At 42.9% G+C, this 13,925-nt stretch carries 14 protein-coding genes, 1 tRNA gene and 2 pseudogenes; 16 read left to right on the top strand and 1 reads right to left on the bottom strand.

The features are described from left to right. Nucleotide 1 precedes the first annotated feature (1 nt). From SCSH_RS00270 to SCSH_RS00220, 12 genes and pseudogenes are all read left to right on the top strand, one after another. Nucleotides 2-88, top strand: a tRNA-Ser gene (locus tag SCSH_RS00270). 173 nt (nucleotides 89-261) lie between these two features. Next, nucleotides 262-753 carry a ribosome maturation factor RimP gene (gene rimP, locus SCSH_RS00265; RefSeq protein ID WP_057489906.1) on the top strand — a complete coding sequence of 164 codons (492 nt, stop codon included), beginning with the start codon at nucleotides 262-264 and terminating at the stop codon, nucleotides 751-753. A gap of 34 nt (nucleotides 754-787) precedes the next feature. After that, nucleotides 788-1,990: a transcription termination factor NusA gene (gene nusA, locus SCSH_RS00260; protein ID WP_057489905.1), complete on the top strand. Its 1,203-nt coding sequence runs from the start codon at nucleotides 788-790 to the stop codon at nucleotides 1,988-1,990. Nucleotides 1,991-2,008: 18 nt separating this feature from the next. Continuing rightward, entirely contained in the window at nucleotides 2,009-2,305 is a 297-nt protein-coding gene (gene rnpM / locus SCSH_RS00255) for an RNase P modulator RnpM (protein ID WP_057489904.1), read from the top strand. Beyond that, a complete protein-coding gene (locus SCSH_RS00250; RefSeq protein WP_057489903.1) occupies nucleotides 2,298-2,600 on the top strand; it encodes a YlxQ-related RNA-binding protein in 303 nt (100 codons plus the stop codon). Before rnpM ends, SCSH_RS00250 begins: the two co-directional genes overlap by 8 nt. A 19-nt stretch (nucleotides 2,601-2,619) precedes the next feature. Then, nucleotides 2,620-2,992: pseudogene (locus SCSH_RS11450) on the top strand (translation initiation factor IF-2 N-terminal domain-containing protein); the annotation flags it as partial. Between the two features lie 353 nt (nucleotides 2,993-3,345). Beyond that, nucleotides 3,346-5,340, top strand: a pseudogene (gene infB, locus SCSH_RS00245) (translation initiation factor IF-2); the annotation flags it as partial. 529 nt (nucleotides 5,341-5,869) lie between these two features. Then, the gene (gene rbfA, locus SCSH_RS00240) at nucleotides 5,870-6,220 is read left to right on the top strand and encodes a 30S ribosome-binding factor RbfA (protein WP_057489901.1); all 351 of its coding nucleotides are present in this window, start codon (nucleotides 5,870-5,872) and stop codon (nucleotides 6,218-6,220) included. A gap of 142 nt (nucleotides 6,221-6,362) precedes the next feature. Then, nucleotides 6,363-6,794: a CopY/TcrY family copper transport repressor gene (locus SCSH_RS00235; protein ID WP_057489900.1), complete on the top strand. Its 432-nt coding sequence runs from the start codon at nucleotides 6,363-6,365 to the stop codon at nucleotides 6,792-6,794. After that, nucleotides 6,791-9,019: a heavy metal translocating P-type ATPase gene (locus SCSH_RS00230; RefSeq protein WP_057489899.1), complete on the top strand. Its 2,229-nt coding sequence runs from the start codon at nucleotides 6,791-6,793 to the stop codon at nucleotides 9,017-9,019. Before SCSH_RS00235 ends, SCSH_RS00230 begins: the two co-directional genes overlap by 4 nt. A gap of 13 nt (nucleotides 9,020-9,032) precedes the next feature. Then, nucleotides 9,033-9,236: a copper chaperone CopZ gene (gene copZ / locus SCSH_RS00225; protein WP_057489898.1), complete on the top strand. Its 204-nt coding sequence runs from the start codon at nucleotides 9,033-9,035 to the stop codon at nucleotides 9,234-9,236. A gap of 182 nt (nucleotides 9,237-9,418) precedes the next feature. Continuing rightward, nucleotides 9,419-10,249, top strand: a complete 831-nt coding sequence (locus SCSH_RS00220) for a Cof-type HAD-IIB family hydrolase (RefSeq protein ID WP_057489897.1) — start codon at nucleotides 9,419-9,421, stop codon at nucleotides 10,247-10,249. A gap of 108 nt (nucleotides 10,250-10,357) precedes the next feature. Here SCSH_RS00220 and SCSH_RS00215 read toward each other — a convergent pair whose 3' ends face one another. Continuing rightward, nucleotides 10,358-10,864 (bottom strand): YgjV family protein, encoded by a 507-nt coding sequence (locus SCSH_RS00215; protein WP_238581351.1) that lies wholly within the window; start codon nucleotides 10,862-10,864, stop codon nucleotides 10,358-10,360. A gap of 343 nt (nucleotides 10,865-11,207) precedes the next feature. Here SCSH_RS00215 and SCSH_RS00210 point away from each other — a divergent pair, with 343 nt between their 5' ends. From SCSH_RS00210 to SCSH_RS00195, 4 genes are read left to right on the top strand one after another with little or no spacing between them, the layout of a single operon-like run. Then, the gene (locus tag SCSH_RS00210) at nucleotides 11,208-12,074 is read left to right on the top strand and encodes an ABC transporter ATP-binding protein (protein WP_057489896.1); all 867 of its coding nucleotides are present in this window, start codon (nucleotides 11,208-11,210) and stop codon (nucleotides 12,072-12,074) included. Further along, entirely contained in the window at nucleotides 12,075-12,932 is an 858-nt protein-coding gene (locus SCSH_RS00205) for an ABC transporter permease (RefSeq protein WP_057489895.1), read from the top strand. 13 nt (nucleotides 12,933-12,945) lie between these two features. Then, a complete protein-coding gene (locus tag SCSH_RS00200) occupies nucleotides 12,946-13,404 on the top strand; it encodes a LytTR family DNA-binding domain-containing protein (protein WP_057489894.1) in 459 nt (152 codons plus the stop codon). A gap of 13 nt (nucleotides 13,405-13,417) precedes the next feature. Next, a complete protein-coding gene (locus tag SCSH_RS00195) occupies nucleotides 13,418-13,813 on the top strand; it encodes a DUF3021 domain-containing protein (RefSeq protein ID WP_057489893.1) in 396 nt (131 codons plus the stop codon). The last annotated feature ends 112 nt before the right edge of the window (nucleotides 13,814-13,925 follow it).

Raw genomic sequence — 13,925 nt, 5'->3', positions numbered from 1 at the left:
CGGAGAGGTCGCATAGTGGCCGAGTGCGCACGCTTGGAAAGCGTGTAGTCCTTAACGGGGCTCGGGGGTTCGAATCCCCTCCTCTCCTTATGTTATGCTGAAAGAGATAGCCTTTAAAAGTTCAAGTCAAGCTGTCTGTCAACGATAAAAATAGCCTGAACAGCAGAAATACCAACTGTTGGGGCTTGCATTATTCTTAATTTATGTTATAATGTTAACAAATAATACAGAAAGGAGCGAAGTTGTGACTTCGCTCCTTGTGTGTGTAAGGAGGGAAATGCAATCGCAACGATTATTGATATAGTGACACAGGCAGTAAGGCCTGTTATTGCTGAGCCCTTTGAGCTGGTTGATGTCGAGTATGAAAAAATGGGGAGCGATTATGTTCTCAGTATTTTGGTAGATAAACCAGGGGGCATTACCGTCGAAGACACGGCAGAACTGACAGACATCATCAGTCCTCTGCTGGATACCATAAAACCAGATCCCTTTCCAGATCAGTACATGCTGGAAGTATCCAGTCCCGGCCTTGAACGTCCGTTAAAAACTGCTGAAAGTCTGACAAATGCTGTCGGTCAATATGTCAATGTCAGCCTCTATCAGGCTATTGACAAGGTAAAGGTTTTTGAAGGTGATTTGCTTGCTTTTGATGGTGAAACACTGACAATTTCCTATATGGATAAAACACGTCAAAAAACAGTTATGATTCCCTACAAGATGGTTGCAAAAGCCCGTCTCGCTGTAAAACTTTAGAAAGGAAAATCCTTGTTGGGCAAGGATGAAGACTATGAGCAAAGAAATGCTAGAAGCCTTCCGTATTTTGGAAGAAGAAAAACACATTAACAAAGATGATATTATTGATGCGGTTAAAGAATCTCTGAAGTCAGCTTATAAGCGCCGTTACGGTCAGTCCGAAAGTGCTGAAATTGAATTTAATGAAAAAACAGGCGATTTTAAGGTTTATACTGTGCGCGAAGTTGTCGAGGAAGTTTTTGACAGCCGCCTTGAAATCAGCCTCAAAGATGCTCTTGCGATTAGCACAGCTTATGAACTGGGCGATAAGATTCGCTTTGAAGAAAGTCCTAAAGAATTCGGCCGTGTAGCTGCTCAGTCGGCTAAGCAGACCATCATGGAAAAAATGCGCCGTCAAATGCGCGAAGTGACTTTCAATGAATACAAAGAACATGAAAGAGAAATCATGACAGGAACGGTTGAGCGTTTTGATGACCGCTTTATCTATGTCAACTTAGGAACTATTGAAGCCCAGCTGTCCCGTCAGGATCAAATTCCGGGAGAAACCTTTGCTTCTCATGACCGCATTGAGGTGTATGTCTACAAGGTTGAAAACAATCCTAAAGGGGTAAATGTTTTCGTCAGCCGCAGCCATCCGGAATTCATCAAGCGCATCATGGAACAGGAAATTCCGGAAGTCTTTGACGGAACGGTTGAAATCATGAGTGTGGCACGTGAAGCTGGTGATCGGACTAAGGTTGCTGTCCGTAGCCACAATCCTAATGTCGATGCTATCGGAACTATTGTCGGCCGTAAGGGTGCCAACATCAAAAAAGTTACCAGCAAATTCCATCCTAAACGTTTAGATCAAAAGTCTGGGCTTTGGGTGCCTGTTGAGGAAAACATCGATGTCATTGAGTGGGTTGATGATCCGGCTGAATTTATCTACAATGCCATTGCACCTGCTGAGGTCGATCAGGTTCTCTTTGATGAAGAAGATGAAAAGCATGCCACTGTTGTTGTCCCTGATAACAAGCTGTCACTTGCTATCGGCCGCCGCGGGCAGAATGTTCGCTTGGCAGCGCATTTGACAGGCTACCGCATTGATATTAAATCGGCTAGTGAATTTGAAGAAATGGAAGTTGAATGGGCACAGGAAGACGAGTCTTTTGAAGATGCTCCTGCCAATGAAACGGATGCTGAAGAGGCTGTTGAGGCTGATTTTGCTCAGGAACTTGTGGCAGACGATATTGAGTAGAGAATTTGGAGGTGTTTGATGGCAAAGACAAGAAAGATACCTTTAAGAAAGTCTCTTGTTTCGGGGGAAATCATTGATAAGCGTGATCTGCTCCGCGTTGTCAAAACCAAGGAAGGCCAGATTTTTATTGATCCTACCGGCAAGAAAAACGGCCGGGGCGCCTACATCAAGATTGACAACGACGAGGCCTTGAAAGCTAAGGAAAGAAGGGTTTTTAACCGCAGCTTTTCCATGGACGTTCCCGAGAGCTTTTATGATGAATTGATTGCCTTCGTTGATCATAAGGTGAAAAGAAGAGAGTTAGGCCTTGAGTAATTTAGAAAAACTGTCACAGTTATTGGGCTTGGCCCAGCGGGCAGGACGTGTTATTTCCGGCGAGGAATTAGTTATTAAGGCTATCCAGACCAGAAAAGCTAAGCTCATTTTCCTGGCCAAGGATGCCAGAGCCAATCTAACCAAACAAGTGACTGATAAAAGCAACTATTATGATATAGAAGTCTCCACAGTGTTTTCAACACTGGAATTAAGTGCCGCTATTGGCAAAAGCAGAAAGGTGCTTGCAATTACGGACACTGGATTTTCAAAGAAAATGAGGACTCTTATGGATTAGAAGAATAGGAGGACAAGATTTGTCTAAGAAAAGATTATACGAAATTGCCAAGGAAATTGGCAAAGGAAGTAAAGAAGTTGTCGAAAAGGCAAAATCATTGGGCCTAGAAGTGAAAAGCCATGCTTCGAGCGTGGATGATCAGGATGCTAAGCGCATTGCAGAAAGTTTTGCGGCTCCGCAAAAACCAAAAGCTGCAGAAGCTCCGAAAGAGGCGGCAAAACCGCAGGATAAGCAGCCATCTGCTGAAGCTAAAACAGAAGCTAAGCCAGCTCGTCCAAGACCGCAAAACCGGAATTTTAAGGCAGAACGCGAGGCGCGTGCTAAGGCAGAGGCAGAACGCCGGGCTAGCGGCGGCAATCGCAATGAAGGCCGAAATAACCGCGGCAATGACCGACGCAACGATAATCGCCATCAAAACCGTCAGGATAATCGTCGAGGGGACAACCGCAATCGCCGACAGAATGATAATCGCCGCGACAATCGTAATCAAGCTGCTTCAAGAGGCAATCAGGCAGGACCACGCATGGACTTTAAAGCGCGGGCAGCTGCTTTAAAAGCTGAGCAAAATGCGGAATATTCCCGCCAAAGTGAAGCCCGCTTCCATGAGGCTGAGAAAGCTAAGCGTCAGGCAGCACAAAATCAAGAAAAGGCCAGAAAGGCTAAAAAGGAAGAACAAAAAGCAGCTAAAGCCTCTGCTCAAGTTGCACAGCCTCTGCCAAGTCAGCCTGCTGCACCAGCCCCTGCTCCAGTTGCGGTGGATAAACGCCGTAAGAAGCAAGCTCGTCCAGATAAGTCACGTGACTTTTCACATGAAAATGAAGACGGACCAAAACAAAATAAAAACAAGAAAAATCGGAATAAGCAAAACCAAGTGAGAAATCAAAGAAACAGTAATTGGAACAAGAAAAATAAAAAAGGTAAACATAATCGCAATCAAGACAGCAGTCCAAAACCTGTGACTGAGCGTAAGTTCCATGAATTACCTAAAGAATTTGAATATACAGAAGGCATGACCGTTGCTGAGATTGCAAAACGTATCAAGCGTGAGCCGGCAGAAATTGTTAAAAAACTCTTTATGATGGGAGTTATGGCAACGCAAAACCAATCTTTAGATGGGGATACCATTGAACTTTTAATGGTGGATTATGGTATTGAAGCCCATAAGAAGGTTGAAATTGATACGGCCGATATTGAGCGTTTCTTTGTTGAGGATGATTACCTTAATCCAGAAAACATGGTTGAGCGTGCACCTGTTGTAACAATCATGGGGCATGTTGACCACGGGAAAACAACGCTCCTTGATACGCTTCGCAATTCACGTGTTGCTACAGGTGAAGCAGGTGGGATCACTCAGCATATTGGTGCCTATCAGATTGAAGAAGCCGGCAAGAAAATCACTTTCTTGGACACACCGGGACATGCAGCCTTTACCAGTATGCGTGCACGCGGAGCTTCTGTTACGGATATCACTATTCTTATTGTAGCAGCTGATGATGGGGTTATGCCTCAAACGATAGAAGCCATCAACCACTCAAAAGCAGCTGATGTCCCAATTATTGTTGCCATTAACAAGATTGATAAGCCTGGTGCCAATCCGGAGCGTGTCATTGGGGAATTGGCAGAGCATGGAGTTATTTCAACAGCTTGGGGTGGAGACTCTGAATTTGTTGAAATCTCAGCAAAATTTGGTCAAAATATTGAAGAACTGCTGGAAACGGTGCTTCTAGTTGCAGAAATTCAAGAGCTCAAAGCAGATCCGACAGTCCGTGCTATTGGTACCGTTATCGAAGCTCGCCTAGATAAAGGTAAGGGAGCTATTGCCACACTTTTGGTTCAGCAGGGAACCCTGCATGTTCAGGATCCTATTGTTGTTGGCAATACTTTCGGCCGTGTGCGTGCCATGACCAATGATCTCGGCCGCCGCGTCAAAACAGCCTTGCCTTCTACACCAGTTTCCATTACCGGCCTGAATGAGACACCTATGGCAGGGGATCATTTCGCGGTTTATGAAGATGAAAAAGCTGCCCGTGCAGCTGGGGAAGAACGTGCTAAACGTGCCCTGATGAAACAGCGGCAATTGACTCACCGTGTTAGTCTTGATAATCTCTTTGACACACTGAAAGCCGGAGAAGTCAAATCAGTTAATGTCATCATCAAGGCCGACGTTCAGGGTTCTGTTGAGGCTTTGTCTTCTTCTCTGCTCAAGATTGATGTTGAAGGTGTGAAGGTCAATGTTGTCCATTCGGCTGTCGGTGCTATTAATGAATCCGATGTTACCTTGGCTGAGGCTTCCAATGCTGTTATTATTGGCTTTAATGTTCGTCCAACTCCGCAAGCTCGTCAGCAGGCTGAAGCTGATGATGTTGAAATCCGTCTGCACTCAATTATTTACAAAGTCATTGAAGAAGTTGAAGATGCCATGAAAGGTATGCTGGATCCTGAATTTGAAGAAAAAATCGTCGGTGAAGCCCTTATTCGTGAAACCTTTAAGGTTTCTAAAATGGGAACAATTGGCGGCTTCATGGTTACCAGCGGTAAAGTTACGCGTGATTCCAGCGTTCGTGTTATTCGTGACGGAGTGGTCGTCTTTGATGGTAAATTAGCCAGCCTGAAACACTATAAAGACGATGTGAAAGAAGTCGGTAACGGTCAAGAAGGCGGCTTGATGATCGAAAACTATAATGACATCAAAGTTGATGATGCGATTGAAGCTTACATCATGGAAGAAATCAAGAGATAATAATAGTTAGTTATTCCTTTGTTACCACTCCTAGCCGTACGCAAGTACAGCCGTCGTGGTGCCTGGGATTAAGGTCATCTTATTCCTCTTGAAATCAAAAAGGAACAATATAAAGCGGTTGGACAAAAACTCCTCTAATATTCCTATTTTGGAATAAGCTCTTGACGCAGTGGCAGTGGTGGCTGGCTTTCCTTTTGCCACAAGGCCAAAGCGGAAAACCTAAACAAATGTGATGAACATCGTTCATCTTATTTCCAACCTCAAAAGGTCCCCCAGACCTTTTGAGCTGTGCGGGGGTGGGTTAAAAAGGTCTGGGAGACCTGTTTAATCGGGAAATGAAGCTTGCAAAGCAAGTGTCAAAAACGGTCTGGGGAGAGACCGTTTCAGGTCACCGCCTAGAAATTAGGGAGTGGTGAGAACCAAAATTTTCAATTTTTGGGTTGATCCCACTCCCTTTTTCAAAAGATTATCATCACAGAATTTTTGAAATATTAGGTTCAAAATTAGTAATAAAAGAAAGGAAAAAACAATGTCTAATCATCGCATTGACCGTGTGGGCATGGAAATCAAGCGTGAAGTTAACGAGATTCTACAAAAAAAGGTTCGTGATCCGCGCGTTCAAGGAGTCACCATAACAGATGTTCAAATGCTGGGCGATTTGTCTTTGGCTAAAGTTTTTTATACTTTTATGAGCGATCTGGCTTCAGACAGACAAAAAGCACAGCTGGGACTTGAAAAGGCCACGGGAACTATCAAGCGTGAATTAGGGAAAAACCTGACCATGTACAAGATTCCAGATCTTCGCTTCATCAGAGATGAGTCCATCGAATACGGCAATAAAATTGACCAAATGCTGCGAGATTTGGAAAGCAAAAAATAAAAAAATGAAATACTGTTGGGACAGATAACCGTAATTGCCTAGACACTAGGGTTGTCTGTTCTTTTTTTGAGCTTTTATTGTTGACATCTGTAGACGACAGTGCTATAATCTATCTACAAACGTAAACGAAAGGAGTGCAGTCATGACGATTTCAAATGCGGAATGGGAAATCATGCGGGTGGTTTGGACCAAAGGTCAGACGACCAGTGCAGAGATTATAGATGTCCTGAGCCAAAAGACGGAATGGACAGCGTCAACTGTCAAGACCCTCCTCAAACGTCTAGTGGACAAGGGATATTTGAAAACAAAGAAAAATGGACGGCAGTTTCTGTATTCGGCTTCCTTCAGTGAAGAAGAAAGCATCAACAAGCAGGCTGATGATCTCTTTGCCAAATTTTGCCAGCGCAAGCATGCGGCAATCTTGGAGCATCTGCTGGCTGAAACGCCAATGACAGCAGAAGATGTCAGTCAGCTGCAAGCTCTGCTGTTGGCCAAAGAAACGGTCGATCAGGTGCCCTGCAACTGTATCCCAGGGCAGTGCCGCTGTCAAGAACATGTGGGGGTAAGAAAATGAAGGAAGAAACATTTGTTATTGAAGGCATGACCTGTGCTTCCTGTGCACTGACCGTTGAGAATGCAGTCAAAAAGCTGGATAACGTGGACGCTGCCGTAGTTAATCTGACTACGGAGAAGATGACGGTTGATTATGATCCTGCCAAGATTTCTGAAGCAGAGATTGAAAAAGCTGTCGCTGATGCGGGTTATGGGGCCAGCGTCTTTGACCCAGCTACAGCCAAGTCTCAGGAAGAGCGCCAAGGTGAAGTGACACACACCATGTGGCACAAATTCCTCTGGTCGGCACTTTTCGCTGTGCCTCTGCTTTATCTGTCCATGGGCTCTATGCTGGGCATGTGGGTGCCTAGTATCTTGGACATGTCCCGCCACCCTATGATTTATGCACTGGTACAGCTGGCTCTGACCCTGCCTGTCATGTACTTTGGTCGCCGTTATTATGACAATGGCTTTCGCTCACTCTTTAAAGGGCATCCCAACATGGATTCGCTTGTTGCTTTAGCGACAGCAGCGGCTTTCCTTTACAGCCTTTACGGAACCTATCATGTTTATCTGGGGCATGTTCATCATGTCCACCATCTCTACTATGAATCGGTAGCTGTTATTTTGACCTTGATTACCTTAGGTAAGTATTTTGAAACGCTATCTAAGGGACGGACATCAGATGCTATCAAAAAGCTAATGCATTTATCGGCAAAAGAAGCAATCGTTCTTCGCGATGGCGAGGAAGTCCGCATTCCGATTGAAGATGTCGAGATTGGCGATCATATCCTGGTTAAACCGGGAGAGAAGATTCCGGTTGACGGCCGCGTGCTTTCTGGCCATTCTGCTATTGATGAGTCCATGTTGACGGGAGAATCGCTTCCTATCGAAAAAACAGCGGATAGTCCAGTTTATGCTGGCTCCATCAACGGTCAGGGGAGCTTGGTGTTTGAAGCCCAAAAGGTTGGCAGTGAAACCTTACTGTCTCAGATTATTAAACTGGTTGAAGATGCCCAGCAGACAAAAGCGCCTATTGCTAAGATTGCGGATAAGATCTCGGCAGTTTTTGTCCCAGTTATTATCGTAATCGCCCTGCTGACAGGCCTCTTCTGGTATTTTGTGATGGGAGAGGATTTCACTTTTTCAATGACAGTCAGCGTAGCTGTTCTTGTTATTGCCTGTCCTTGCGCCTTGGGCTTAGCAACGCCGACCGCTATTATGGTGGGCACAGGCCGGGCTGCTGAAAATGGGATTCTTTATAAGCGCGGGGATGTACTGGAATTAGCCCATCAAGTTGATACAATCGTTTTTGATAAGACAGGTACCATCACTCGGGGCAAGCCGGAAGTTATCAGCTATTTTTCTTATAATCCTGATCAGTCTGTGCTGCAGCTGGCAGCTTCCTTGGAAGCCCTGTCTGAGCATCCTTTAAGCCAAGCGGTTGTGGACTATGCCCGAAAGGAAGGCAATACCTTGCTTGACGCTGAGGATTTCACTTCGTTAACAGGCTTTGGACTCAAGGGCCGCGTAGCTGGCATAGAGTTTCTGGTGGGCAATGATAAGCTTATGCTGCAGAATCATATTTCTCTTGAACAGGCCCAAAGTGATTTCAAAGGAGCAACTGCCAAGGGACAAACGCCGATTTTTGTTGCAGGTGATGGTCAGCTTTTGGGTTTGATTGCCATTGCGGATAAGGTCAAGCCTGACAGTAAGCAGACTGTCAAAACTTTGCAGGATATGGGAATTGACGTGGTCATGCTGACTGGTGACAATGAAGAGACCGCTAAGGCGATTGCCAAAGAGGTCGGTATTACTTCCGTAATCAGTCAGGTTCTACCGCAGGAAAAAACGCAGGCCATTCTTGATTTGCAGGCCAAAGGCAAGAAGGTTGCCATGGTTGGAGATGGTATCAATGACGCTCCGGCACTTGCGACAGCGGATATTGGGATTTCAATGGGTTCTGGAACAGACATTGCCATGGAATCCGCAGATATTGTCCTGATGAAACCAGCTATGCTTGATATTGTCAAGGCGCTCAAAATCAGCCGAGCGACCATTATCAATATCAAAGAAAATTTATTCTGGGCTTTTATTTACAATATTTTATCCATTCCGATAGCGATGGGTGTGCTTTACCTCTTTGGCGGACCGCTGCTTGATCCTATGATTGCGGGTCTGGCTATGAGTTTTAGTTCAGTTTCTGTTGTTTTAAATGCCCTGCGTCTTAAAATCGTAAAATTGTAAAAGGAGAATTATCATGGAAAAAACATATCATATCAATGGTTTAAAATGCCAAGGCTGTGCTGACAATGTCACCAAACGTTTTTCAGAGCTTAAAAAGGTAGACAGTGTCACAGTTGACCTTGATAAAAAAGAAGTTACCATAACAGGCAACCCCAGCAAATGGTCTTTAAAACGTGCTCTTAAAGGAACAAAGTATGAATTAGGAGCCGAAGTTTAGCGGTTTTAAGGAATGATTTAACAAAAAAAGAAAGCGAGAAAGTAGGCTGTTGCTGCAGAAAATTTTCTCGCTTAATTTTATGCTTGAAAATAATGAATAAATAGCTGTATTATGGGGCTGTACTATTTACTTAAATATGGTAAACTAAAGGGTAGATTGATTTAGAAAAGGTCGTAACTATTTTGCTTAAATTAATTGCTATTGACATGGATGGAACGCTTTTAGACAGTCAGAAGAAACTTCCTCAAGAAAACATTGATGTCATTCAAGAAGCAGCCCAAGCTGGGCATAAGATTGTTATTTGCACTGGCCGCATTCAAAGTGGTGTGGAGCCTTATTTTGAACAATTGGGGCTCAAGGCCGAGGAAGAATATGCCATTTTAAATAATGGCTGCTCTCTTCACACGATTCGTGAGGAATGGCAGTTATTAAGCTACCATGAACTAAACTTTCAGGATGTGCAGTATCTTTACAGCCTGCTGGATGATTATCCTGAGGTTTATCTGACCTTGATTGCTAATGAGGATTATTTGGTACTTGCTGAGGATGTACCGGACTTGGTTGCCTATGATGCCAGCTTAGTTTTCATAGAGCCCAAGCCAGTTTCTCTGGCAGAGGTCAAAGCAACGGCAGAGCCGGTTTTTCAGGCTATGTATATGGGAGAACCTGAACAGATCAATGCTTTTCAAGCGGATTTTGAAGCAGAATTGTCTGAAAAATTCAGTATGGTCAGAAGTCAGTCCTATCTTTTTGAAGCCATGCCCAAGGGCATTACTAAGGCGAGCGGTTTAAAAGAATTGGCCCAAAAATTAAAGATAGAGCTAAAGGATGTTGTGGCTGTGGGTGATGCAGCTAACGATCTTGAAATGATGAAGGCGGCAGGTTTCAGTGTTGCTATGGGAAATGCTGCTGAGGATGTTAAAGAAATTGCAGATGCCCTAACGAGCTCAAATGATGAAGCTGGTGTAGCAGAAGCCATTACAAAATATGTCTTGCAAGCAGCGAAAGATTAACAAAAAAACAGTCTGAATTTCATTTGCACATTACTGCTGAACAATTTGTACTAAAAAAGAGTAGGAGTGAAAGATCTGGAGAGAGACCGTTTCACTCCTACTCTTTTTTTATAAGTTTTGAGAATCTTTTCGGTGTTTATAGACTGCAAGCAAGGTTGACAGACTGATGAAAATGTCCATACATACTGCTGGATAGGCTTTGATAGTGATGTCGTAGACCAGCCATAGCAGCATATTTTCGATGATCAGCCAGCGTAAAATCTGCATTTTAGAAGTTAAAAAGGTTGTCAAGGTATAAGACACAGAGGAGATGATGGGCAAATAGCCAATCAAGCCTAAATTATTGACCCAACTTCCCAGAGTGATTTGAATTAAGACTAGGCAGATGGTAATCCATTTGCTATTTTTTTGCTTAATGATGAGCAGGTTTCTGATAATGGAAACACTGATCGTCAGGGCGCCTGTATAACCGCCTAGAAGGAGATTGGCTGTAATGGTAAAAATATAGTCGCTGACTTGCCAAATCAGCATCTGTTGTTTGTTTTTAGCAAAAGAAGAGTAGGCCAGGCAAAAAGCACCCAAACCGGAAAATATCATTGCTATGGGAAGTTTCATTGATAATCACCATTTTGTATTTGATATGAGCAAAGGGGGGAATCCTAATGCATCAGCACTCTTTATTATAAGGGAAAGCCTGAAAAAAGCCAATGCCTTTATCCGCAGACGCCCTTTGTATCTTGAACTTAGGTATAAAATTCCAAAGGAAGTTGCTACCTAAGGAAAGTATCATAACACAATAGTTCTTTTTGATAAAAATTGACTTTTTCTTCAGTATCATTTCATTTCTCTTATTTAACGTCTTATCCCTGCATTTTCACCTCTTGTCCAAAAAGCTGAGATTTTTGACTTATCTTTTGTTAGACTACAGGCAGATAGTATAAGAAAGGAAGTTAACATTATGATTCTCAAAACGCAAGGTCTGGTTAAGACCTACGGCCAGCATGTTGCTGTCAATAATTTGAATATTACTATTGAAAAGGGAAGTTTTACGGCTGTTTTAGGACCCAACGGCGCTGGAAAATCTTCTACTATTCAAATGCTCATCGGTCTATCCAGGCCTGATGCCGGCAGAGTTGTTTACGCTCAGGAAGCAAAAATTGGCGTAGTTTTTCAAAACAGCGTCTTAGATGATATGCTGACAGTTAAGGAAAATTTATCCATTCGGGCTCGCCAGTATAAAAATGTCTCTCCTCAAAAGATAGAAGAACTTGCAGAAAAATTAGGTCTGACTAATTTTATGCAGCAGACTTATGGGAGTCTTTCAGGAGGGCAAAAACGGCGTGTTGACATTGCCCGTGCCCTACTGAACAGTCCTGATATTCTCTTTTTGGATGAGCCGACAACAGGTCTTGACATTCAAACCAGACAGGCCATCTGGAATTTGCTGAATCAGCTGCAGCAGGAGCAAAAAATGACAGTTGTTCTGACAACCCACTATCTGGATGAAGCAGACAGTGCTGATCAAGTTTATATCGTTGATCATGGTCGAGTGATTGCTGAGGGAACTGCTGATGGCATCAAGAAAAAATATGCCCAAAATATTCTCAAACTGCAAACAAAAAATACAGATGATTTACTTAATCATCTAAGGGATCATTCCTTGATCGAAAAGGTCAGGGAAGGAGAAGTTATTTTAAGGCCTGCAACAGCTCATTTGGCCTTAGACATTATTAATCATTGTCAAGAGCTGATTGACCATTTTGAATTTCGTTCGGGCACAATGGATGATGCCTTTATAGCTTTAACTGGACGGGAGGTACGTTAAATGTTGACTTTAGTTAAACGCAATTGCCTGCTTTATTTCCGCAATCGCAGCGGTGTGATTTTCTCATTGCTGGGTGCTTTGATTTCCTTTATTCTTTATCTAATTTTTCTAAAAGATAATCTTGAATCGTCTTGGTCTCAGGTTGAAAATGGCAATCAGCTTTTGGATACTTGGCTTATTGGAGGGACTTTGGCCATCACAGGAATTACTACCACCTTAGCCAGCCTTTCGCAGCTGACAAAAGACAAAGAAAGTCATGTTCGCCAAGACTTATTAATTACGGACTTGGGTTACTGGCCTTTATCCTTTAGTTATATTATCAGCGCTGCTCTTATTGGTTTTATCATGCAGCTTATCATGCTGTTGATTATGGCAAGTTATTTCTACTTTATGGATAAGGTAACATTTTCTTGGACCATTCTTCCACAGCTTATCCTTATCATGATCTTAAATGCTCTTATCTCAACCCTCATTAATGCCCTGATTGCAAATCGTATTCAATCGGTTGACAATCTTGGAAAATTGGCAACTATTTTTGGGGCGGCTTCTGGTTTTCTTGTTGGTACTTATGTTCCCATTGGTGCTCTGCCAGATGCTGCTCAAACCATCATGAAGCTGACACCGGGTGCTTATATTGCTTCTTTATTTAGACAAACGTTAATGTCAGATGCTCTTAAAGATAATTTCAGTCAGGAAAATGCTAGGGAGCATTTTGAGAAAATGATGGGCATTCGTTTGGATTGGCAGGATTTATTGACAAATACTGATACTTACTATATAGTGGTAGGTATCTTAGTGGCGGGTGTCCTTCTCTTTAGTCTGCAAAACGCCTTGAGACAGCGCCGCGCCCTTGTTTAGAGAGGAAAAATAGGTGATAAAAAGTCAATTTGAACCGGATGCGCACATACCGGCTGACAGCCCCCTTGTTTTAATAAAGGCAGCAGAAAAAACAGACGATATTCAGCGCCTGCTTGATTACATTGATAATTATCAGCTGACTGCAAGCAGTGCTATTCCTATCAAGAGTATGGATAAAATCATCATGCTCAAGCTCAGTGATATCATATTGGCCGATGTCAACCAAACTACTTTGAAAATTTATACCTTAAAGGGTGTCTATACAACAACAGAAACATTGGTTCATTTTTCGAACCGGCTAAATAAATCTAATTTTATTCAAATTTCCAAGCATGCCCTGATTAACCTTGACCATCTGGAATCGCTGTCAGACAGCTTTTCAGGCAATATGATGGCCAAGCTAAGCAATAATATCAAATCCAGTGTCAGTCGTAAGTATGTCAAACTTTTGATGACTCAGCTGGGACTTTAGAAAGGAGACTGAAATGAAAAAGGTATTTAGCGCTATGCTATCGGGGCTTCGTACTGGTAGTTTGGCTTATTTATTTGTGCTGCTCTTTAATATTCAAAAATCTCCAGTTACTAAGTGGAATATCATCAGTGTTCTTATTATGAGTGCCTGTATTGGTCTTGTTAGTCTGATTTTTAAAAGTGACCGCTTCTCCTTTTTAAAGCTATTGATGATTCATTTTTTGCTGACCTTAGGTTTGGTAGCTGCTATGATGATTTCTAATGACTGGGGGAACATTCTACTACTGCCTAGCTTTTGGATTGATTTTCTCCTTATTTATATTATTATTTGGGGAAGCGTCCGTTTAGATGTTTATTTAAAGACGCAAAAAATTAATCAAGCTTTATCCAAACGCCATAAAAGAGAGTAGGACAGGCAGCCATGATTGCTGTGCACTTTCTTTTTGCTGAATTCAGGAGTTGAAGAAAAAGTCAATTTTTATCAAAAGAATTATTGTGTTATGATACTTTCCTTAGGTAGCA

It is taken from the genome of Streptococcus orisasini (genome assembly GCF_001431045.1).
Lineage (GTDB): Bacteria > Bacillota > Bacilli > Lactobacillales > Streptococcaceae > Streptococcus > Streptococcus orisasini.
Note: the sequence above shows the minus strand (reverse complement) of the source record. Positions and strands in the feature narration are given on the sequence as shown.